This window comes from Streptomyces sp. XY431, assembly GCF_001279805.1.
Lineage (GTDB): Bacteria > Actinomycetota > Actinomycetes > Streptomycetales > Streptomycetaceae > Kitasatospora > Kitasatospora purpeofusca.
The window spans coordinates 1-21,533 of sequence record NZ_LGDO01000064.1; the positions used below are offsets into that span (position 1 = coordinate 1).

Here is a 21,533-nt window from a genome sequence, read left to right on the forward strand (position 1 = left end):
GGCTGGCGGGTGCCGTTCCTGGCGTCGCTGGCGCTGGTGGCGGTGGGGCTGTTCGTGCGGCTGCGGCTGGAGGAGACGCCGCTGTTCCGGGGCGAGGTGCGGACGGGGGCCGAGCGGGCGCCGGTGGTGGAGGTGCTGCGGGGGCACTGGCGGACGGTGCTGCTGGGCTGCGGCGCGATCACCGTGGGGTACGCGCTGTTCTACCTGACCACGACGTACTCGCTGGCGTACGCGACCACGGGGCTCGGGGTGCCGAGCACGGTGGTGCTGTCGATGCTGTTGGCCGGTGCGGTGGGGAAGGGGGTGACGGTGTGGCTGAGCGCCCGGCGCAGTGACACCTGGGGGCGCAGGCGGACGCTGCAGGGGGCGACGGGGCTGGCGGTGGCGTGGTCGCTGGCGCTGTTCCCGTTGCTGGAGACGGAGCGGCGCGGGCTGATGTTCCTCTCGCTGGCTGGGGCGATGGTGGTACTGGGCTGTCTGCTGGGGCCGTTGGCGGCGTTCCTGCCGGAGCTGTTCCCGACCCGGGTGCGGTACACGGGGGCGGCGCTGACCTACAACCTGGGCGGGGTGGTGGGCGGGGCGACCACGCCGTTGATCGCGACCAGGCTGACCGCGACGTACGGGACCGCGGAGCCGGTCGGCTGGTACCTGGCGGGGTGCGGGGTGGTGGCGCTGCTGTGTCTGCGGCTGCTGCCGGAGACCAGTGGGAGCGACCTCTCGGCGGTGTCCGGACCGGTCGTCCGGACCGCCGGGACCGATTTCCCATTCCGCCCCCCTGCCGTGTAATGTCTTCCTTGTTCGAGCGAGAGGGCGGAGCGGAAGCGAAGCCAAGGAGTCCGGACAGGCAACAGGCCCCTATAGCTCAGTCGGTAGAGCGTCTCCATGGTAAGGAGAAGGTCTGCGGTTCGATTCCGCATGGGGGCTCGGTCAGGACCCCCGCCATCTAGGCGGGGGTCCTTTTCGTTGTGTCCGCCCGGTGGTGGCGGTGAGACGGTCTGGCACGTCGGGTACGGAATGCGCTGTGATGGTGCGTCACCGGCCGCCCGCGCCCGCCGGGCGGGGCTGCGGGCGGGACGCCGACCTGGAGGGGTCTCATGGGTGTTCGCCTCGTGGTGGTCGACGACCACCGGTTGTTGGCCGAGGCGCTGGCCACCGCGCTCCAGTTGCGGGGGCACCGGGTGCTCGCGGTGGGGTCGCCGGCCGCGTCGGCGGCCGATCTGGTGGCGGGGCGGCGTCCGGAGGTGTGTCTGCTGGGGGTGGCCGCGCCGGCCGATCCGGGGGCGTTCGACGGCTTGCGCAGGATCCGCAGGGAACGGCCCGAGGTGGCTGTCATCGTGCTCGGTCCGGTGGGTGAACTCCGGGGTGTGGCAGGCGCGTTCGCGTCCGGCGCGGCCGGGTACGTGCCGAGCGACGAGCGGATCGAAGTGGTCGAGCGGGCGATCGCGCGGGCCCGGGCCGGCGAGGCGGCGGTCGCGGTGGAGGTGCTGCGGGGCGCGTTCGACCAGTTGCTGAGGCCGGCGGCGGAGCCGGACGACGAGGCGGTCCGGCTGCTGCGGCTGCTCACCCGGCGCGAGGTGCAGGTGCTGGCGCGGATCGCGGACGGCGAGGACACCGCGGCGATCGCGGCGGGGATGCGGATCGCGGCGAGCACGGCCCGGACGCACGTCCAGCGGGTGCTGATGAAGCTCGGCGCGCGGACCCGGTTGGAGGCGGCGGCGGTGGCGGCGCGCACCGGTCTGCTGGACCGGATGGCGCGTGGTTGACGGACGGCCGTTCGGGTGGTCCGAGCACCCCCGGTGGGCAGGGAGAATGGGCGCCAGTCGTACGAACGTCCCCGATGGTCCGCCGACCGCGGTCCATCGCCCGCTGGAGGTCGCATCATGAGTAAGTACCTGGTCACGGGTGGCGCCGGCTATGTCGGCAGTGTGGTCGCCGCCCACCTGCTGGAGGCGGGGCACCAGGTGACCGTCCTGGACGACCTCTCCACCGGTTTCCGGGAGGGCGTGCCGGCCGGCGCCGAGTTCGTCGAGGGCCGGATCCAGGAGGCCGGCAAGGTCCTGGACGGTTCCTTCGACGGTGTGCTGCACTTCGCGGCCTCCTCGCAGGTCGGCGAGTCGGTCGTGGACCCGGAGAAGTACTGGCGCAACAACGTGGCCGGCTCGCTGGAGCTGATCGCCGCGATGCGCGCGGCCGGCGTCCGCAAGCTGGTGTTCTCCTCCACCGCCGCCACCTACGGCGAGCCGGAGTCGGTGCCGATCGCCGAGACCGCCCGCACCGCGCCGACCAACACCTACGGCGCCACCAAGCTGGCCGTGGACCACCTGATCACCAGCGAGGCCGTCGCCCACGGCCTGGCCGCCGTCTCGCTGCGCTACTTCAACGTGGCCGGCGCCTACGGCGTGTACGGCGAGCGGCACGACCCGGAGTCGCACCTGATCCCGCTGGTCTTCCAGGCGGCGCTCGGGCAGCGCGAGCACATCGCGGTGTACGGCGACGACTACCCGACCCCGGACGGCACCTGCATCCGCGACTACATCCACGTCGCGGACCTGGCCGACGCGCACCTGCTGGCGCTCGACGCGGCCCGGCCGGGCGAGCACCTGATCTGCAACCTGGGCAACGGCAGCGGCTTCTCGGTCCACGAGGTGATCGAGTCGGTCAAGCGGGTCACCGGCCGGGAGATCCCGGTGGTGGTCTCCGGCCGCCGCGCCGGCGACCCGGCGGTCCTGGTGGCCTCGGCCGAGCGCGCCCACGAGGCCCTCGGCTGGACCCCGCGCCGTCCGAACCTGGACGACATCGTGGCCGACGCCTGGAAGTTCACCCTGGAGAAGAACGCCGGCTGAGGCCCGGGCCGGGGCCTGCCCCGGCCCGGCGGACGACCGGAGCGCCGCTTCCTCCCGTACGGCGAGGGGGCGGCGCTCCGGCGTTCCCGGCGTTCTCGGCGGCGCTCCGGTGCTCCCGCAGCGGTTGGAGCCGGACGGAGTCGATGGAGCCGGTGGGACATCGCGCCAGGAGGCCGCATCGGGGCATCAAGTCACGCCAATTTCGCACCTCCTGACGAAACTTCACCAAACCCCCACCGAGCCCGCGCCCACCCCGTACGCTGATTCCGGTACCGGTGGGGGTCGGCACCTCGGCCCTTCCGGGCACCCGGGAGGTGAGCGGCGCAGGAGCGCCCGGACGGCGGCGGCGGGACCGGCGCGCCGTCCCGGACGCGGGCCGGAGCTGAGCAGGGGGGAAGTGACGATGGGGCGGATCCGCGTCCTGGTGGTCGACGACCACCGGATCTTCGCCGAGGCGCTGGCCGCGGCGCTCGCCGCCGAGCCCGATGTCGAGGTCGGCGCGGCGGGCAGCGCGGCCGCCGCGGAGCGGGCGCTGGAGCGTGCCGCCGCCGAGGGGCGGGTGTTCGACGTGGTCCTGGTCGACGCCGACCTCGGGGTGGCGGAGGCCACGGCCGCCCGCAAGCCCCGCCAGCCTGCCGCCGACCCGCCGGACGCCCTCCGCCGCCGACCGCCGGCGACGGTGCCCTCGCCCCGCCGGCCGCCGGTGGCCCAGGCCCCCGGACCGCCCGCGACGGCCGTCCCGCCCGGGGCCGCGGGTCCGCCGGGGACCGTCGTCCGTCATCCGACCGACCGTCGCCCGGCCGCCCACCCGGCCGGCCCGCTCGCGGCGGAACCGCATCCGACGGCGCCGGTGATCCCGGTGGCCGCCCCGGCGCTCCCCGCGCCCGTCCCGGCCGCCGGCCAGATCCCCGACGGCATCACCCTGCTGGCCCGGATCCGCCGCCACCATCCCGGCCTGCGGGCGATCGTCCTGGCCACCGCCGACGATCCGCACCGGGCCGCCCGCGCCCTGCACGCGGGCGCCACCGGCTGGGTGGCCAAGGAGAGTTCGCTGGCCCGGCTGCTGGCGGTGATCCGGGGTGTCCTGCGGGACGAGACCCATCTGCCGCCCGCGCTGCTGACCGGCGTGATCCGCGAACTCACCACCGCCCGCCGGGACCGCACCGAGAGCGAACGGCTGGTCGACACGCTCACCCCGCGGGAGAAGCAGATCCTGCGCTGCATGGTCGCGGGCCTCGGCCGGCAGGCCGTCGCCGAGCGGCTCTACCTCTCCCCGCACACCGTCCGTACGCACATGCAGAACGTCCTCGGCAAGCTCGGGGTGCACTCCACCCTGGCCGCCGTCGCGGTGGCCCGCCGGGCGGGCGTCAGCCCGTCCGAGCTCGCGGCTCCCGCTGCCCCGCCGTCCGTCGCCACGACCACCTCTCCCGGCCCCGGCTGATCCGCCCGTCCGTCACGCCAGCACACCGGTTCGGCTCCGTCAGGTCAGGGAACTCCGGAGGACAGATGTCGCCGCACAGTACTTCCGCACGCCCGCACCCGACGCCGCAGGGCGCCGACGAGACCGCCGACAAGAACGCGAACGCTGCCGTGGGTGCCCCGGGCGCCCGCCCGGAGCCGCCGGAGGGCGCGCCCGGTCCGTCGGCCGTCGGCCGCGCCGCGCTGCCGACGGGGATGCGCACCCTGGTGGTCGGCGCCGGGGCGGCCGGGACCGCGCTGGTGCGCGACCTCGGCCGGGCCCCGGAGTTCGGCCTCGACCCGATCGGCCTGCTGGACGACGACCCGGCCAAGGCCGGGCAGTCGGTGGACGGCGTGCCGGTCCTCGGCACGCTCGCCGATCTGACCGCACTCGCGGTCGAGCACCGCGCCCAGGTGGTGGCACTGGCGATCCCCGGGCTCGCCCCGCAGCGGGTCCGGGCGCTGGCCACCGCCGCCGCGGCGGCCGGGGCGGCCGTCCGCTACCTGCCGTCCTTCCTCGCCGCGCTGCGCCGCGAGGTGGTCGGTTCGGACATGCGCAGCCTGGACGTCAACCGGCTGATCGGCCGGCACGAGGTGCACGTGGTCTCCGCCGACGTCCGGGACGTGATCGAGGGCCGGCGGGTGCTGGTGACCGGCGCGGGCGGCTCGATCGGCAGTGAACTCTGCCGCCAGGTGCACGCGTTCAACCCGAGCGCGCTGTACATGCTGGACCACGACGAGTCCAATCTGCACCGGCTCCAGCTGGAGATCTGGGGCGAGGCGCTGCTCACCGACGAGTCGCTGGTGATCGCCGACATCCGGGACCGGCCGCGGATCCAGCAGATCTTCCGGGACCTGAAGCCCGAGGTGGTCTTCCACGCCGCCGCCCACAAGCACCTGCCGCTGCTGGAGCGCCACCCCAGTGAGGCGGTGAAGTCCAATGTGCTCGGCACCGACCACCTGGTGGAGGCGGCGCTGGCCACCGGCGTCGAGCGGTTCGTACTGATCTCCACCGACAAGGCGGCCGACCCGACCTCGGTGCTCGGCGCCAGCAAGCGGCTGGCCGAGCTGATCGTCCAGGCCAACGCCAGGGACGCCCGCAATCTGGGCACCGGGGTGTTCTCCGCGGTGCGGTTCGGCAATGTGCTGGGGTCGCGCGGCTCGCTGCTCTCGGTCCTGGCCGAACAGCTGCGCAGCGGCGGGCCGGTGACCGTCACCCACCCGGATGTCACCCGGTTCTTCATGACCATCGAGGAGGCGGTCGGCCTGGTGCTGGAGTCCGGCCGGATGGCGCGCGGCGGCGAGGTGTTCGTGCTGGACATGGGCGAGCCGGTGCGGATCGTCGACCTGGTGCACAACTTCGCCGAGCAGGTGCAGCTGGCCCGGGACGAGGTGGAGATCCGCTACACCGGGCTGCGGGCCGGGGAGAAGCTCAACGAGGCGCTGTTCTCGGAGGACGAGGAGCGGCTGGCGACCGAGCACGCCCGGATCTACGCCACCGTCGCGGACACCGCGGGCGGGCCGGAGGACCTGGCCGGCGGGCTGACCGGGCTGTACGGGGCGGCGGCGGTGAACAGCGACGACGAGGTGCGCCGCCGGCTGGCCGAGCTGCTGCCGGGCTACCGGACGCCGGAGCCGGCGCCCGCCCCGGTGCCGGCGCTCAGCACGCCCTATCCGGACGGCTTCTGACCGGACGGGCTCCGGCCGGACGGCTGCGGGTCGTGGGGCTGCCGGCCGGGGCGGGGCCGCTCAGGGGATGTTGTCGAAGGGCGCGACCAGCTGCCTGAGCAGTCCGGCGAGCTCGCCCTGCTGGGTGGAGGTCAGCTGGGCGAGCAGCTCGCGCTCGTGGGCGAGCAGCCCGGCGAGTGCCTGGTCGGCGCGGTCGCGCCCGTCGTCGGTGAGCCGGACCAGGACGCCGCGCCGGTCGTCGGGGTCGGGCAGCCGCTTGACCAGGCCCTTGCCGGTGAGCCGGTCGATCCGGTTGGTCATGGTGCCGGAGGTGACCAGGGTCTGGGTGAGCAGCTGGCCGGGGGAGAGCTGGTACGGGGAGCCGGCCCGGCGCAGGGCGGTCAGGACGTCGAACTCCCAGGGCTCCAGCCCGTGCTCGGCGAAGGCGGTGCGGCGGGCGCGGTCGAGGTGGCGGGCGAGCCGGCTGACCCGGCTGAGCACTTCGAGCGGTTCCACGTCGAGGTCGGGGCGCTCTCTGCGCCATGCCGCGACCAGTCGATCGACCTCGTCCTCCATGGCGATCAGTGTATCGGGGGTTGTGTCGATGTGAAGTCTCTTGACATCGAGAAATCCAGCCTGAAAGCTGGTGATATATCTTGACGTCGAGATACTTGCGAGGCCGATCATGACTTCCCCCGTCTGGGACCCGCAGCAGTACCTGCGCTTCGCCGACGAACGGACCCGCCCGCTGCGCGACCTGCTCGCCCGCGTCCCCGCTCTCCCGCACGAACCGGCCGCCACCGTCCTGGACATCGGGTGCGGGCCCGGCAACTCCACCGCCGTCCTGCGCGAACGCTGGCCCGAGGCCGGGATCACCGGGATCGACAACTCCGCCGAGATGCTCGCCGCCGCCCGCGGCGAGGGCGAACCCACCGCCGACTACCTGCTCGCCGACGCGGGCGACTACGACCCGGCCGGGGCGGCGCCCGACGCGATCGTCGCCAACGCGACGCTCCAGTGGATTCCCGGGCACCTCGGGCTGCTGCCGCGCTGGGCCGGGGCGCTCCGGGCCGGCGGGGTGATCGCCTTCCAGGTGCCCGGCAACTTCGACGCGCCCAGCCACCTGGCCCTCGCCGAGCTGCGCCGGTCCCCCCGCTGGCGCGACCTGCTCGGGGCGGACGCCACCCGGGCCGGCGTCCACGAGCCCGGCGCCTACCTGGACGCGCTCACCCGGGCCGGCTGCGCCGCCGACGTCTGGGAGACCACCTACAGCACCCTGCTCACCGGTCCTGACCCGGTGCTGGAGTGGGTCAAGGGCACCGCCCTGCGCCCGGTCCTCACCCGGCTCACCGACGGGGCCGACCGGTCCGCGTTCCTCGCCGAGTACGGGGCGCTGCTGCGCGCGGCCTACCCGGCCGGGCCGCACGGCACGGTCTTCCCGTTCCGGCGGATCTTCGCCGTCGGGGTGAAGCGGGCCTGACCGTCCTGGTGGAACGGGGTGCGGCGGGCCTGGCCCCGGACGGCGCCGGGGCGGGGCCTCAGGCCTTGCGGTCGCCGACCAGCCTGGGGTGCCGCTCCATCCCCTCCAGGCCGTGCCAGGCCAGGTTCACCAGATGGGCGGCCACCTCGGCCTTGTCCGGCTTGCGGACCTCCAGCCACCACTGGCCGGTCAGCGCGACCATGCCCACCAGCATCTGCGAGTACATCGGGGCCAGCCGCGCGTCGAAGCCCCGGGCCTTGAACTCCAGGCCCAGGATGTCCTCGACCTGGGTGGCGATGTCGCTGATCAGGGAGGCGAAGGTGCCCGTCGACTGGGCGACCGGGGAGTCCCGGACCAGGATCCGGAAGCCGTCCGTCGAGGTGTCGATGTAGTCCATCAGCGCGAACGCCGCCTGCTCCAGCAGCTCGCGCGAGTGCCCCCCGGTCAGCGCCCCCGTCACCATGTCCAGCAGCAGCTGCATCTCGCGGTCGACGACCACGGCGTACAGCCCCTCCTTGCCGCCGAAGTGCTCGTACACCACCGGCTTGGACACCCCGGCCCGCTCGGCGATCTCCTCCACCGAGGTGCCGTCGTAGCCGCGCTCGGCGAACACCGTGCGGCCGATCTCCAGCAGCTGCTCCCGGCGCTGCTTGCCGGTCATCCGCACCCGGCCGCCCCGCCGGCGCGGTGCCGACGCAGCGCCGTCCGCCCCGGCGGTGGCACGCGGACGGTCCTGCGCCGGGCCCGGCGCGGCGTCCGTCCGCGTGCTTTGGTGGCCGCCTGTGCTGTCTGCGCTGCTCCCGTTCACCCCTACATCATGCTGCAGGTGCGCCCTCATGCGGCGCGGCGGGCGGCGATCCGCTGCGCGTCCGGCCAGCGGACGTCCCGGACCCAGCCCGCCAGCTCGAACCAGCGGATCAGCCGGGCCGAGGAGTCGATCTGTCCGCGCAGGACGCCGTGCCGGGCCGAGGTGGGGTCGGCGTGGTGCAGGTTGTGCCAGGACTCGCCGCAGGAGAGCACGGCCAGCCACCAGACGTTCCCGGAGCGGTCCCGGGAGCGGAACGGCCGGCTGCCGAGCGCGTGGCAGATCGAGTTGATCGACCAGGTGACGTGGTGCAGCAGCGCCACCCGGACCAGCGAACCCCAGAAGAAGGCGGACAGCGCCCCCTGCCAGGAGAACGTGACCAGCCCGCCGACCAGCGGCGGCAGCAGCATCGACACGGTGGTCCAGAGCCAGAACAGCCGGGAGATCCGCCTTATGGCCGGGTCGTCGATCAGGTCGGGCGCGTACTTGAGCTGCGGGGTCTGCTCCTCGTCGAAGAGCCAGCCCATGTGCGCCCACCACAGGCCCTTGAGCAGGGCGGGGACGGTCTCGCCGTAGCGCCAGGGCGAGTGCGGGTCGCCGTCCTTGTCGCTGTACCGGTGGTGCTTGCGGTGGTCCGCCACCCAGCGCACCAGCGGGCCCTCGATCGCCAGCGAGCCGGCCACCGCGAGGGCGAGCCGCACCGGCCGGTTGGCCTTGAAGGCCCCGTGGGTGAAGTAGCGGTGGTAGCCGACGGTGATGCCGTGGCAGGTGAGGAAGTACATGACGGTGGCGATCGCGAGATCGGTCCAGCCGAGGCCCCACCCCCAGGCCGCCGGGACGGCGGCGACCAGGGCGGCGAAGGGGACGGCGATGAACAGCCCCAGCGCGATCCGCTCGGCGGCGCCCTGCCGCTCCCCGCCGCGGGTGGCGGAGAGCAGCTGCGGGTCGGCGCCGTCGGCCGGGTCGCCCGCGGCGGCGGGTGCGCCCGGGGCCGGGGCGGCGCGGTCGGGGGTGTCGGGTCCGGGGGCGGAGGTATTGAGGGGGCGCGCGGAATCGGCGTGCGCCTCGCCGGCCTGGATGGTCATGGGTGTCCCTTGAAGGGGGAGAGGACGGAGGCTACGTGTGCGTAACCTACGGAATCGTAGGTTGTTCGCCGCCATCGAGGGAATACGCCGCCGTGCGGCGCTTGAGTGAATTCACCCGACTGGATGGATGACCTCCCGCGCGCGGGAGGGCCCCCGGGGGGAGAGCCGCGAGGAGGTAGATGTGACGGCCCATACCCCGTAGTCTTGGCGCAGCGCGCCCCCCGGTGACGGGAGCGGACGCGCCGGTCCCGGATCGTCTAAGGGCAGGACAGCTGGTTTTGGTCCAGCTTATGGGGGTTCGAATCCTCCTCCGGGAGCCATCTGCGGGCCGGTCGGCCCGGCCTGGTTCGTGGCGGCTCCGTGACGATTCCCGGGGCCGGGAGGCCGGAAATCCTCCGCGCACTATCCTCGAAGCCGCCGGGTCGCCGACGTGCGGGTCCCGTCCCCGGCTGCTCTGCCCTCCCCGTGTAACCGAATGAGGAGCCTCCCCCCGTGAGTGCCAATTCGCCTGCCGCCGTTGTCGTGCTCGCCGCCGGTGGCGGGACCAGGATGAAGTCGAACCGTCTGCCGAAGGTGCTGCACGAGGTGTGCGGGCGGTCGCTGGTCGGCCACGCGGTGGCGGCTGCGGAGGAGTTGACGCCCGGGCAGCTGGTCGTGGTGATCGGGCACATGCGGGAGAAGGTGGCCGAGCACCTGGCGGCGCATCACCCGGGTGCCCGCGCCGTGGTGCAGGCCGAGCAGAACGGCACCGGCCACGCCGTGCGCACCGCCCTGGAGGCGCTGGCGGCCGACGGGATCGAGCTCGACGGCACCGTGATCGTCACCACCGGGGACGCCCCGCTGCTGACCGGCGGGACGCTGCGCGCCCTGGCCGGGGCGCACGCCGAGCAGGGCAACGGCGTCACCGTGCTCACCGCCGTGGTGCCGGAGCCGTTCGGCTACGGCCGGATCCTGCGCGACGAGGCGGACGGCGCGGTCGCCGCGATCGTCGAGGAGAAGGACGCCTCGGACGCCCAGCGGGCGATCGACGAGATCAACTCCGGGGTCTTCGCCTTCGACGCCAAGCTGCTGGTGGGCGCGCTCGCCGAGGTCACCACGGACAACGCGCAGGGCGAGGAGTACCTGACCGACACCCTGGAGATCCTGCGCCGGGCCGGTCACCGGGTGGGCGCGGTGGTCGCCGCCGACTACCGGGACATCCTCGGCATCAACGACCGGGTGCAGCTGGCGCACGCCCGCCGGCTGCTGAACGACCGGCTGCTGGAGCGGGCGATGCGGGCCGGGGTGACCGTGGTGGACCCGGCGACCACCTGGTTCGACGTCCAGGTCTCCTACGAGCCGGACGCGGTGGTGCTGCCCAACACCCAGCTGCAGGGCGCGACCCACCTGGGCGAGGGCTGCGAGGTGGGCCCGAACTCCACCCTCAAGGACACCCGGATCGGCTCCGGCGCCCGTGTGAGCAACACCACCGCGGACGGCGCCGAGGTCGGCGAGCTCGCCACCGCCGGCCCCTACGCCTACCTGCGCCCGGGCGCCCGGCTGGCCCGCAAGGCCAAGGTCGGTACCTATGTCGAGGTGAAGAACTCGGAGCTGGGCGAGGGTGCCAAGGTGCCGCACCTCTCCTACATCGGCGACGCCACCATCGGCGAGGGCACCAACGTCGGCGCGGCCTCGGTCACCGTCAACTACGACGGCGTCAACAAGCACCGCACGGTGATCGGTGCGCACTGCCGGACCGGCTCCGACAACATGTTCATCGCCCCGGTGACGATCGGCGACGGCGCCTACACCGCGGCCGGTTCGGTGATCACCAACGACGTGCCGGCCGGCGGCCTCGGGGTGAGCCGGGCGCAGCAGCGGAACATCGCCGGCTGGGTCGAGCGCAAGCGCCCCGGGACCACGTCGGCGCAGGCCGCCGCCGCGGCGGCGGAGACCGGCGCCGAAGCCCCGACGGAGGCCTGAGCGGAGGGGCGGTGGGTCGGCGGACGGTCCCGGGGCGGACGGTTCGCGCGCGGGCGCGTAACCTTGGGGTCATACGTGCGCCATAGGGCCTACCGCCCCTGTCCCGGCGTACCGACCATTCCCCCGACCCCACTCGCCGGCTGGCGGAAGCCTGCCCTCGGTGCGGACGGGACCGGTGTCAGCAACGCGAGGAGACGGTGGCAGTGAGCGGGATCACGACGTCGGGCGAGAAGAAACTGAAGCTCTTCTCCGGCCGTGCCCACCCGGAGCTGGCGAGGGAGGTGGCCGCGTCGCTGGGGACCGAGCTGGTTCCGACCAAGGCCCTGGACTTCGCCAATGGTGAGATCTACGTCCGCTTCCTGGAGTCGGCGCGTGGCGCCGACTGCTTCGTGATGCAGAGTCACACGGCTCCGATCAACCAGTGGATCATGGAGCAGTTGATCATGATCGACGCTCTGAAGCGGGCCTCCGCCCGGAGCATCACCGCGATCCTGCCGTTCTACGGGTACGCCCGTCAGGACAAGAAGCACCTGGGCCGCGAGCCCATCTCGGCCCGGCTGGTCGCCGACCTGCTGCGCCAGGCCGGTGCCGACCGGCTGATGGCCGTGGACCTGCACACCGCGCAGATCCAGGGCTTCTTCGAGGGCCCGGTGGACCACCTGTTCGCGCTGCCGCTGCTGGCCGACTACGTGGGCGAGCGGGTCGACCGCGCCAAGCTCACCGTGGTCTCGCCGGACGCCGGCCGGGTGAAGGTGGCCGACCAGTGGTGCGACCGGCTGGACGCCCCGCTGGCGATCATCCACAAGCGCCGGGACATCACCCAGGCCAACACCATCCTGTCGGCCGAGGTCGTCGGTGACGTGCAGGACCGGGTCTGCGTCCTGGTGGACGACATGATCGACACCGCCGGCACGATCTGTGCCGCCGCCGACGCGCTGTTCGAGAACGGCGCCGCGGACGTCCTGGTCGCCGCCACCCACGGGGTGCTCTCCGGCCCGGCCGCGGACCGGCTGAAGAACTCCCGGGTCAGCGAGTTCGTGTTCACCAACACCCTGCCGACCCCGGCCTCGCTGCAGCTGGACAAGATCACCACGCTGTCGATCGCCCCGTCCATCGCGGCCGCGATCCGCGAGGTGTTCGAGGAGGGCTCGGTCACCAGCCTCTTCGAGGGCGTGCACTGATTCCAGGCCCCAGGGCGGCGCCCCCGGTCCCTTCGGGGCCGGGGGCGCCGCCGATTTCGCGAGAGGCCGAGGTAGCGGTTAGACTCGTGAAACTGCTCGGCGAGGGATGCCGTGCGCCCGCTTCGCGGGTGCTCGATCCGTGATCGACGCGCTGCCGGCTCCGGTAATCCGGGCTTCCGGCAGAGTCGTTGCGCCGCCGAGTGACCCCCGTTATGAGGGTGTGGTCCCGGCGGTTTTTCGCGTTGCCTGCACCCCCGCGCCAGCTTTCACGAGGAGTGCAGTCGTGTCCGAGATCCGCCTTGCCGCCGAGTCCCGCAACGAGTTCGGCAAGGGTGCCGCCCGTCGCGCCCGCCGCGCCGGCTTCGTCCCCGGTGTCGTCTACGGTCACGGCCACGCGCCGGTTCACCTGAACCTGCCCAGCCACGACCTGATGATGGCCCTGAAGACCCCGAACGCCCTGCTGGTCGTGCCGATCGAGGGCAAGGACGAGTACGTGCTGCCGAAGGCCGTCCAGCGCGAGGCCATCAAGCGCACCATCGAGCACGTCGACCTGCTGCTGGTCAAGCGCGGCGAGAAGGTCACCGTCGAGATCCCGGTCCACACCGAGGGCGAGCTGGCCCCGGGCGGCAACCTGCTGGAGCACGTCCTGCAGGCCCTCCCGATCGAGGCCGAGGCCACCCACCTGCCCGAGTCCGTCACGGTCTCGGTCGAGGGCCTGGAGGCCGGTGCCTCGATCACCGCCGGTGACATCGAGCTGCCCAAGGGCACCACGCTGGCCGTCGAGCCCGGCACCGTCGTCCTGCAGATCATCGGCGCCCAGGCCTCGCAGGCCGACGCCGACGCCGAGGCTGCCGAGGCCGCCGAGGCCGGCGCCGAGGCCTGAGCCTCGCACCCAGCCTGATACCGCTGCCCCGGCCGCTCCTCTGGAGCGGCCGGGGCAGCGGCGTGTCCGGGATGATGGCGGTGAACATGACCACGAGGAGCGGTGGCCCGGTGAGCGGGCGCAACGAGCGGACGGTCGAGAGGTGCGCGCGGGCGAATGCCCTCGCCGAGCGGAGCGGGACGGGCGCATGAGCGACGAATCGTACGAAGGCCCCTGGCTGGTGGTGGGCCTGGGCAACCCCGGGGAGCAGTACGCCCGGAACCGGCACAACATCGGCTTCATGGTGGTCGACCTGCTGGCCGAGCGGATCGGCGCCAGGTTCAAGGCCCACAAGAGCCGGGCCCAGGTCGCCGAGGGGCGGCTGGCGGGCCGGCGCGTGGTCCTGGCCAAGCCGATGTCGTTCATGAACCTCTCGGGCGGCCCGGTCACCGCGCTGCGCGACTTCTACAAGGTGCCGGCCTCCGCGCTGGTCGCCGTCCACGACGAGCTGGACATCGACTACGCGGCCCTGCGGCTGAAGACCGGCGGCGGTGACAACGGCCACAACGGGCTGAAGTCGATCACCAAGTCCCTCGGCCCCGACTACCACCGGGTGCGGTGCGGGATCGGCCGGCCGCCGGGCCGGATGGAGGTCGCCGACTTCGTGCTCAAGGACTTCTCCAGCACCGAGCGCAAGGAGCTGGACTGGTTCGTGGACCGCTCGGCGGACGCCGTGGAGGCCCTGCTCACGGAGGGGCTGGAGCGGGCCCAGTCGACGTACAACTCCTGATCCGGTGTCAGGGGTCCGCTCGCCGGGGGGCGGGCGGCGGTCCGGCCGCACAACGGTCGTGCAACTTCTGGCCGTCCAAACCTGAACAGGTGTGAGAAGTCGGGACGGATCGGATAGCGTCGGGACAGTACGCGAACGGGGTCTGGGGAGTTCTCGATGCGGAGTTTGCGGCCGGTCCGGCGGTTTCGGCGGATCCGGGTGGTACGGCTGAGGAAGCTCGGACGGCGGGTGGGCACGGCGGGTGCGCTGGGCACCGCGGGCGCGATCGGCGCTGCCGGGGTGCTGCTGGGCGGGGCCGGACCGGCCCACGCCGACCCGGTGTCCGAACCCGGACCGGGTGTGGTGTCCCCGGAGCCGGTCTCGGCGCAGCTCGACCTCGACCTCGATCTCGGCCCCGTGCTCGGCGGCCCGGTCGGCGGTGACGCGGGCCTGCTGGCCGTCGGCGGCGGCCTGGTCGTGGCGGCCGGTGGTGCGGCCCTGTGGGTCCGGCGCCACCGCGCGGGCGACGCCGGGGAGTGAGAGGCCGGGGAGTGAGAGGCCGGCAGTGAGACGTGGTCCCGAGGGGCCGGGAACCGGGACGACCGGGCCCCGGCCCCTCCGGCTTGGCCCCTCCGGCTTTTTCTGCGGGGCGTGTCACCCGTTTCCGCCCCGCCGTGCGTCCTGTTGGCATGAAGCGGGAATCGATGCGGTCGGGGGGCCTTGCCGAGGGCACCCGGCAGGACGCGTTCGACGAGTTCGTCTCGGCGCGGTACCAGGCCCTGCTCCGCGGCGCGTTTCTGATCACCGGGGACATCCACGACGCCCGGGACCTGCTGCACGACGCCCTGTCCCGGGTGTACGTGCGGCGCGGGGCGATCCGCGACCCGGGGGCGGCCGAGGGCTACGTCCGCCGGACGATGGTCCGTACCCATGTGTCGCGGTGGCGGCGGACCCGCCGGGAGGTGCTGACACCCCTGCTGCCGGACGCCCCGGCGGCCGCGGTGGACCCGCAGGACGAGGAACTGGAGGCCGCGCTGCGCGCGCTGCCGCCCCGTCAGCGCGCGGCGGTGGTGCTCCGGTACTACGCCGACCTGTCGGTGGCCCAGGTGGCCGAGGAACTCGGCTGCTCCCCGGCGACGGCCAAGACGCATCTGGCACGGGCGATGAGGACGCTCCGGAAGGAGCTGGCACCGGTGAGGGAGATGGTGGGTCATGACCGCTGAGGACAGGGGCAGGGAGACGGACGGGCGCCGGGACCCGTTCGGGGACGGCACCGAGCCGGGCCGGTTCGAGCAGGAGCTGGTTGTCCGGCTGGCGGTGCGGGCGGGGGAGGTGGGCGGCGGTCCGCCGCCGGCGGGACTGCGGGAGGCCGGCCGGCGCCGGGCGCGGCGGCGGAGGGTGGTGCGGTCGGGGTCGGCGGCGGTGGTGCTGGTGCTCGGGGCGGGTCTGGTGACCCAGCTCGGCGGATCCGGTCAGGCCGACGGCACGACGGCGCTCGGCGGGGTGGGCCTGGTCTCGCCGAGCCCGTCGGACGGTGCGCGGGGAGTTCCGTGGACCCCCGGCCGCTCGCCGTCCTCCTCGTCGTCGACGCCGGCCGAGGCGATGTTCGGGACGATCGGCCCCTGCGTCGGCGGGCCTGCCACCCGGCGACTGCCGCCGTGGACGGCGGCGGCGAGCACCCGGATCGACCCGGCCCGGGAGGGGACGCCGTTCGTCCCCAGCACGACCGGTAAGCCCTCGTCGGGTCTTCCGGTGCCGTCCTCGTCGGCTCCGGTGCCGTCCTCGTCGGCTCCGGTGCCGTCCTCGTCGGTTCCGGTCCCGGGCAGCGGTTCGCCGTCGGGGCACGGGCTGCTCGAAGCGTCCGTGCAGGTCCGCAGGCTCGGCGCACTGCAGTTCCCCGACCAGTACTTCGGGGTCTGCTCCGACTTCCTGACGAACGAGGTGTTCGTGCAGCGGGTGGCGGGCAGCGGCCTGGACCAGGCCGTTCTCCGTGAGGTGTCCGCCCCCGGGGCGACGTTCCGGTTCGTCGACGTGCCCGGCTCACTGCGGCACTTCCAGGAGCTGCGGCAGCGGATCCTCGACGACGCCGGCTACTGGACGGCGCGCGGGGTGACCGTCGAGGAGGTGGTGATCTCCGAGGACGGTGCCGGGGTGCAGGTGTACTCGCCGCAGGCGCTGACGGCCCGCGCCGAGATCGTCGCCCGGTACGGACCGGAGGTCCTGGAGGTACGGCCGGACTGACTCGCGGTCGCGCGGGGCGGTCCGGATCGGGGGAGGGCCCCGCGGCGCGTGCACACGCGCCGCGGGGCCCTGTGGTGTCCCGGGGGACCGGTCAGCCGGTGTTGCGCAGACCGGCGGCGATGCCGTTGACGGTCAGCAGCAGGGCGCGGGCCCGCAGCGGGTCCTCCGTGCGGCCGGTGGCGACCTCCTCGCGCTGCCGGCGCAGCAGCGCGACCTGGAGGTAGGAGATCGGGTCGAGGTAGGCGTCGCGGACCGCGAAGGTCTGCTTGAGCACCGGGTTGTGCTCCAGCAGCTCGTTCTCCCCGGTCAGCCGCAGCACCTCGCGCAGGGTGAGGTCGTGCTCGGCCTGGATCTGGTCGAAGACGTGCTGCAGCTCGGCGGGCACCAGCTGCTCGACGTAGTGGCGGGCGATCCGCAGGTCCGTCTTGGCCAGCGTCATGGCGACGTTGGAGAGGAAGTTGCGGAAGAAGTGCCACTGGCCGTACATCTCGTCCAGCACGTCGCCCAGGCCCGCCTCGCGGGCGGCGGCCAGGCCGGCGCCGACGCCGTACCAGCCGGGGACGATCTGGCGGGACTGGGTCCAGCCGAACACCCACGGGATGGCCCGCAGGCCGTCCAGGCCGGCGCCCGAGTCGGGGCGGCGGGACGGGCGGGAGCCCAGGTGCAGCGAGGCGAGCTGGTCGACCGGGGTGGCGGCGAAGAAGTACTTCGGCAGGTCCTCCTGCTCGACCAGGGCCCGGTAGGAGGTGTGCGCGGCCTCGGAGACCCGGTCCATGGCGGCGTCCCAGCGGGCCAGCTCCTCGGGGGCCTGGCGCGGGGCGGTGTGCAGCGCGGAGGCGGCCAGCGTGGCGGAGATGGTGAGTTCGAGGTTCTCCCGGGCCAGCGAGGGCAGCAGGTACTTGTCGGAGATGACCTCGCCCTGCTCGGTCACCTTGATCTCGCCCTCCAGGGTGCCCCAGGGCTGGGCCAGGATGGCCTCGTGCGAGGGGCCGCCGCCGCGGCCGACGGTGCCGCCCCGGCCGTGGAAGAGCCGCAGCCGGATGCCGTACCGGTGGGCGACGTCGCGCAGCCGGCGCTGGGCGCGGTGGATCTCCCACTGGGAGGTGGTGATGCCGCCGAACTTGGAGGAGTCGGAGTAGCCGAGCATGACCTCCTGGACGTCGCCGCGCAGCGAGACGAGCAGCCGGTAGGAGGGGTCGGACAGCATCTCGTCGAGGATCCGGTCGGCCTGCTGGAGCTCGTCGGTGGTCTCCAGCAGCGGCACGATGCCGATCTTGGCGATCCCGGCGTGCAGGTCGATCAGGCCGGCCTCGCGGGCCAGCACGGTGGCGGCGAAGACGTCGTCGGCGCCCTGGCACATCGAGATGATGTAGGACTCGACGATCTCGTCGCCGAACCGGTCGAAGCCCTCGCGGATGGTGGTGAAGACACCGAGGGTCTTGGCGCCGGCGGGGTCCAGCGGGGCCGGGGTGGGGGCGAGCGGGCGGCGCGAGCGCAGCTCCTTGGCGAGCAGCCGCTGGCGGTACTCGCGCGGCATGTCGGCGTAGCGCCAGGCCTCCTCGCCGAGCCGGTCGAAGAGCTGGCCGAGCGCGTGGTGGTGGGCCTCGGCGTGCTCGCGGACGTCCATGGTGGCGAGCTGCAGGCCGAACGCCTCGACGGTGCGGATGGCGCGGGCGAGCCGGCCGTCGGCGATCAGCCCGCCGCGGTGGGCGCGCAGCGAGTCCTGGATCAGCCGCAGGTCGGCGACCAGTTCGCGGGTGCCGAGGTAGTCGCGGCCCGCGACGTGCGGGGTGCCGCCGGCCAGCCGCTCGCGGGTGTTCTCCAGCTTGAGCCGGATGCAGGTGGCCTTGAGCCGGTACGGCTCCTCGGCGTTCATCCGCTTGTAGCGGGGGCTCAGCTCGGGCAGCAGCGCGAGGTCGGCGTTGAGCGAGGAGAGCAGCTCGGGGGAGGCGCCGGCCAGCCGCTCCGAGGTGGAGAGGGTGCCGCGCAGGTCGTCGATGGCGGCGAGGGCGTCCTTGATGCCGTACTCGTGCTGGAGGTTGAGGACGTCCCAGGTGACCTGCGGGGTGACGTTGGGGTTGCCGTCGCGGTCGCCGCCGATCCAGGTGCCGAAGGTCAGCGGGCGGACGCCCTCGGGCAGCTCCAGGCCGACCCGGGCGAGCTCCTCCTGGAGCTCCTCCAGGACCTGCGGGACGGCGTCGCGGTAGAGCTCGTCCAGGTAGTAGACGGCGTTGCGGGCCTCGTCGGTGGGCTCGGGGCGGGCGATGCGCAGCTCGTCGGTCTGCCACAGCAGGTCGATCACCTCGGCGAGGCGGCGGTCGGCCTGGCGGCGGGCGGAGGAGGTGCGGGCCGGGTCGGCGTGGGAGAGGCCGGCGGCGAGTTCCTCGCGGTGGATGCGGTCGAGCAGCTCGCCGATCCGGCGGAGCTTGTTGAGGACGCTGCGGCGGGCGGCCTCGGTCGGGTGCGCGGTGAAGACCGGGCGGACGGCGAGGTGGGCCAGGGTGTCCCGGAGGTGCTTGGGGTCGGCCTCGGCCAGCTGGTCGGCGGTCTGCGCGAGCAGCGAGCCCTCGCGGGCGCGGCGGGTGGCGAACTCGCGGCCGCGGTGCACCTGCTCGGTGACGTTGGCGAGGTGGAAGTAGGTGGAGAAGGCCCGGACCAGCTTGGCGGCGGTCTCCAGGTCGATGTCGGAGAGCAGTTCGGCAGTGGCCTCGCCGTTGGTGCGGCTGAGCAGTCGGACCTGTTCGACCAGGCCGAGCAGCTGGGGGCCTTCCTGGCGGACCAGGGTTTCGCCGAGCAGGTCGCCGAGGCGACGGATGTCCGCGCGCAGCGCGGCGTTGTCGGCGTCGACGGGGGTCGGGCTGTCCGCCGGGCTGGGGACCGGAGCGGTCACGGCTGGCTCCCTCGGGGTGGTGGGGTGTTCGGCAACGGCTCATCGTCACAGGGCCGTCCCGCGTGTGGCGGGTGTGACGCGTGCGGACCGCGCTGTCCGACGCGACCAGCATAGGTGTCGGGAGGTGCGGTGTCCGCGAAGTGGCCGGATGGCGGACAGCCATGCCCCGGGACCGTATGTGGTCTGGACCACTAGCGGCCGGGCCGGGGGTCGCCGGAGGGCGGTCCGGGAGCGGTCCGGGAGCGGTCGGGGGAGGAGCCGGGGGAGGAGCCGGGGGAGGCGTCGGGGGGCCGCCGCCGGGCGTGTCCGGCCGCGACCCGGTGGGGCCGCGGCAGGGGCGCGCCGTAGTCTGTGGGGCATGAGCAAGTCGCCTGGGGAGCGCGCGCGGGGCAGGTCGTCGTTCTTGTGGTGGCCGAGGCGGCGCAGCGCCCTCCTGGACGCCGGACTCGCCGCCGTGGCGGCGCTGGAGTGCGCCGCCAGCTCGGTCACGTACATCGGCGGCCGGATCCACCTCGGACTGGTGGCCGAGCTCGGGATCGCGCTGTTCGGCGCGCTGGTCGGCGCCAGCCTGGTGGTCCGCCGGCGCTGGCCCGCCGTGCCGGTGGTGGTGGCGCTGATCGTGATGCCCGGGGTGCCCGGCATGGTGCTGCTGCTGGTGGCGCTGTACACGCTGGCCGCGACCTGGGAGTGGCCCTCGCGCCGGCGGCGGGTGGTGGCGCTCTCCGCGCTCGCCTACGCCGAGACCGCCGGGGTGATCCTGCTCTCGATGGTCGACCCCGGCGATCCGACGATCGAGCAGCCGCCGTTCTGGGGCCAGCTGGTGCTGGCGCTCCTGGTGGCCGCCGGCGCGACCGTGGCCCCGGTGGTGACCGGTCTCTACGTCGGGGCGCGGCGGCGGCTGATCGAGTCGCTGAAGGACCGTGCGCACGGCCTGGAGACCGAGCTGGACCTGCTGGCCGAGCAGGCCAGGGAGCGCGCCCGCCGGGCCCGGCTGGAGGAGCGCACCCGGATCGCCCGGGAGATGCACGACGTGGTCGCGCACCGGGTCTCGCTGATGGTGGTGCACGCCGGGGCGCTGGAGCGGATCGTGGCCAAGGACCCGGAGCGGGCGGCGCAGAGCGCCAAGCTGATGGGCGAGGTCGGCCGGCAGGCGCTGAACGAGCTGCGGGAGATCCTCGGCGTGCTGCGGATGTCCGAGGAGAGCGCGGTCGAGCCGGACTCGCTGACCGCGCTGCCGCGGCTGGTGGACCAGTCCCGGGCGGCCGGCATGGCCGTCACCCTGACGGTCAGCGGCAGCCGGCAGGAGTTCACCGGCGAGGCCGAGCAGACCGCCTACCGGGTGGTGCAGGAGGGGCTGACCAACGCGCACAAGCACGCGGGCGGGGCCCAGGTGTCGGTGCTGCTCGCGTACGCGCCGAACGGCGTGCGGGTCAGTGTGGTGAACGCCTGCCCGGGCGGCGAGCGGGCCGCGGCCGCGCTGCCCAGCGGCGGCAACGGGCTGGTCGGGATGCGCGAGCGGGTGGTCGCGCTCGGGGGCACCTTCTCGGCGGGGCCGGAGCGGGACGGCGGCTTCCGGGTGGAGGCGGTCCTGCCGTCCCGGCTGGCGGTCCGCCAGGACCGCCTGGTCTAGCGCCCGGTCCGGCGCCCGGTCCAGGGCCTGGTCCATGGCCGGTCTCCAACCCGGTCTCCATGGCTGGTCTCCAGCCCGGTCTCCAGGGCCGGTCGTTCGGACCCGCCCTCGCGATCGGCCCGGCTCAGCCGGCGTCCTCGGCGGTGCGCAGCCGTACCGGGGCGGTGCCCAGGACCAGGGTGGAGATCGCCCGGTCGACGCTGTCGCCGAGGAACCACTCGCCGGTGTGGTCCAGGCTGAAGACCCGGCCCTCCTCGTCGATCGCCAGCAGCGCCTGCCCGTACGCCTCCTCGCCCAGCGGGGCGACCCGGGTGTCCAAGGCGCGGCCCAGGTCGGCCAGGGTGCGGGGCTGGTGCAGGCCGCACAGCGGGTCGACCAGGAACGGGGTGCGGGCCAGCTGCCGTCCGGGGCCGACCAGGTCGAAGGCGAGGCCGCCGAACTCGGCCCAGGCCTCTACCGCCGCCGGGAACACCGCGTGCGGGACGCCGGTCGGGCCGCCGTGGCCGGCCAGGGTGTCGGCCCACTCCTCGGCCTGGCGGATCTGCCAGCGCCCGGGGTGCCAGCCGGCCGCCTTCAGCTCGGCGGCGACATCGGCCGGGAAGCGCGGACGGGTCCGCGGCGCGGGCGCGGCGAGGGTGGCCGGCGGCGGGGGCGGGGGC

19 protein-coding genes and 2 tRNA genes are annotated in these 21,533 nt (G+C 73.9%); 16 read left to right on the forward strand and 5 right to left on the reverse strand.

The genetic code is table 11. The features are described 5' to 3' along the window. From ADK60_RS09735 to ADK60_RS09760, 6 genes are all read left to right on the forward strand, one after another. A partial coding sequence (locus tag ADK60_RS09735) for an MFS transporter (RefSeq protein WP_159400371.1) occupies positions 1-786 on the forward strand: 786 nt, incomplete at its 5' end. A gap of 65 nt (positions 787-851) precedes the next feature. Continuing rightward, positions 852-924 (forward strand) — tRNA-Thr (locus ADK60_RS09740). A gap of 170 nt (positions 925-1,094) precedes the next feature. Further along, positions 1,095-1,763, forward strand: coding sequence for a response regulator transcription factor (locus ADK60_RS09745; RefSeq protein ID WP_053644890.1), 669 nt, complete (start codon positions 1,095-1,097; stop codon positions 1,761-1,763). A 117-nt stretch (positions 1,764-1,880) separates the two neighbouring features. Beyond that, positions 1,881-2,843, forward strand: coding sequence for a UDP-glucose 4-epimerase GalE (galE, locus tag ADK60_RS09750; protein ID WP_045941407.1), 963 nt, complete (start codon positions 1,881-1,883; stop codon positions 2,841-2,843). 403 nt (positions 2,844-3,246) lie between these two features. Further along, entirely contained in the window at positions 3,247-4,284 is a 1,038-nt protein-coding gene (locus ADK60_RS09755; protein WP_053644892.1) for a LuxR C-terminal-related transcriptional regulator, read from the forward strand. Between the two features lie 65 nt (positions 4,285-4,349). Continuing rightward, entirely contained in the window at positions 4,350-5,990 is a 1,641-nt protein-coding gene (locus ADK60_RS09760) for a polysaccharide biosynthesis protein (protein WP_234371012.1), read from the forward strand. A gap of 60 nt (positions 5,991-6,050) precedes the next feature. Here ADK60_RS09760 and ADK60_RS09765 read toward each other — a convergent pair whose 3' ends face one another. Further along, positions 6,051-6,545, reverse strand: a complete 495-nt coding sequence (locus ADK60_RS09765) for a MarR family winged helix-turn-helix transcriptional regulator (RefSeq protein ID WP_030398043.1) — start codon at positions 6,543-6,545, stop codon at positions 6,051-6,053. A 109-nt stretch (positions 6,546-6,654) separates the two neighbouring features. Between ADK60_RS09765 and ADK60_RS09770 the strand changes: the two genes are divergently transcribed. Beyond that, a complete protein-coding gene (locus ADK60_RS09770; RefSeq protein ID WP_053644894.1) occupies positions 6,655-7,449 on the forward strand; it encodes a methyltransferase domain-containing protein in 795 nt (264 codons plus the stop codon). Between the two features lie 58 nt (positions 7,450-7,507). Here the strand turns inward: ADK60_RS09770 and ADK60_RS09775 are convergent, their stop codons facing one another. Together ADK60_RS09775 and ADK60_RS09780 are read right to left on the reverse strand one after the other, a co-directional pair. After that, complete coding sequence (locus tag ADK60_RS09775; RefSeq protein ID WP_045941403.1) at positions 7,508-8,110, reverse strand: TetR/AcrR family transcriptional regulator; 603 nt, start codon at positions 8,108-8,110, stop codon at positions 7,508-7,510. A 173-nt stretch (positions 8,111-8,283) separates the two neighbouring features. Continuing rightward, positions 8,284-9,339 (reverse strand): acyl-CoA desaturase, encoded by a 1,056-nt coding sequence (locus ADK60_RS09780; RefSeq protein WP_079008197.1) that lies wholly within the window; start codon positions 9,337-9,339, stop codon positions 8,284-8,286. 246 nt (positions 9,340-9,585) lie between these two features. Between ADK60_RS09780 and ADK60_RS09785 the strand changes: the two genes are divergently transcribed. From ADK60_RS09785 to ADK60_RS09820, 8 genes are all read left to right on the forward strand, one after another. After that, positions 9,586-9,659, forward strand: a tRNA-Gln gene (locus ADK60_RS09785). 172 nt (positions 9,660-9,831) lie between these two features. Beyond that, positions 9,832-11,301, forward strand: coding sequence for a bifunctional UDP-N-acetylglucosamine diphosphorylase/glucosamine-1-phosphate N-acetyltransferase GlmU (gene glmU / locus ADK60_RS09790; protein ID WP_079008198.1), 1,470 nt, complete (start codon positions 9,832-9,834; stop codon positions 11,299-11,301). 203 nt (positions 11,302-11,504) lie between these two features. Beyond that, positions 11,505-12,482, forward strand: a complete 978-nt coding sequence (locus ADK60_RS09795; protein ID WP_045941401.1) for a ribose-phosphate diphosphokinase — start codon at positions 11,505-11,507, stop codon at positions 12,480-12,482. A 283-nt stretch (positions 12,483-12,765) separates the two neighbouring features. Then, positions 12,766-13,365: a 50S ribosomal protein L25/general stress protein Ctc gene (locus tag ADK60_RS09800; RefSeq protein ID WP_053644898.1), complete on the forward strand. Its 600-nt coding sequence runs from the start codon at positions 12,766-12,768 to the stop codon at positions 13,363-13,365. A gap of 187 nt (positions 13,366-13,552) precedes the next feature. Then, a complete protein-coding gene (gene pth, locus ADK60_RS09805) occupies positions 13,553-14,134 on the forward strand; it encodes an aminoacyl-tRNA hydrolase (protein ID WP_045941399.1) in 582 nt (193 codons plus the stop codon). A gap of 228 nt (positions 14,135-14,362) precedes the next feature. Continuing rightward, a complete protein-coding gene (locus ADK60_RS09810) occupies positions 14,363-14,653 on the forward strand; it encodes a hypothetical protein (protein ID WP_053644899.1) in 291 nt (96 codons plus the stop codon). Positions 14,654-14,802: 149 nt separating this feature from the next. Continuing rightward, the gene (locus tag ADK60_RS09815) at positions 14,803-15,336 is read left to right on the forward strand and encodes a SigE family RNA polymerase sigma factor (RefSeq protein WP_045941397.1); all 534 of its coding nucleotides are present in this window, start codon (positions 14,803-14,805) and stop codon (positions 15,334-15,336) included. Further along, positions 15,326-16,354 carry a hypothetical protein gene (locus ADK60_RS09820; RefSeq protein ID WP_053644901.1) on the forward strand — a complete coding sequence of 343 codons (1,029 nt, stop codon included), beginning with the start codon at positions 15,326-15,328 and terminating at the stop codon, positions 16,352-16,354. The genes ADK60_RS09815 and ADK60_RS09820 overlap by 11 nt, the downstream gene beginning before the upstream one ends. A gap of 91 nt (positions 16,355-16,445) precedes the next feature. Here ADK60_RS09820 and ppc read toward each other — a convergent pair whose 3' ends face one another. Then, positions 16,446-19,244 carry a phosphoenolpyruvate carboxylase gene (gene ppc, locus ADK60_RS09825; protein WP_045941396.1) on the reverse strand — a complete coding sequence of 933 codons (2,799 nt, stop codon included), beginning with the start codon at positions 19,242-19,244 and terminating at the stop codon, positions 16,446-16,448. Between the two features lie 358 nt (positions 19,245-19,602). Here ppc and ADK60_RS09830 point away from each other — a divergent pair, with 358 nt between their 5' ends. After that, positions 19,603-20,874 carry a histidine kinase gene (locus ADK60_RS09830; RefSeq protein ID WP_045941395.1) on the forward strand — a complete coding sequence of 424 codons (1,272 nt, stop codon included), beginning with the start codon at positions 19,603-19,605 and terminating at the stop codon, positions 20,872-20,874. Between the two features lie 124 nt (positions 20,875-20,998). Here the strand turns inward: ADK60_RS09830 and ADK60_RS09835 are convergent. Next, the coding region (locus tag ADK60_RS09835) for an SUKH-3 domain-containing protein (protein ID WP_053644903.1) at positions 20,999-21,533 on the reverse strand (535 nt) is incomplete at its 5' end.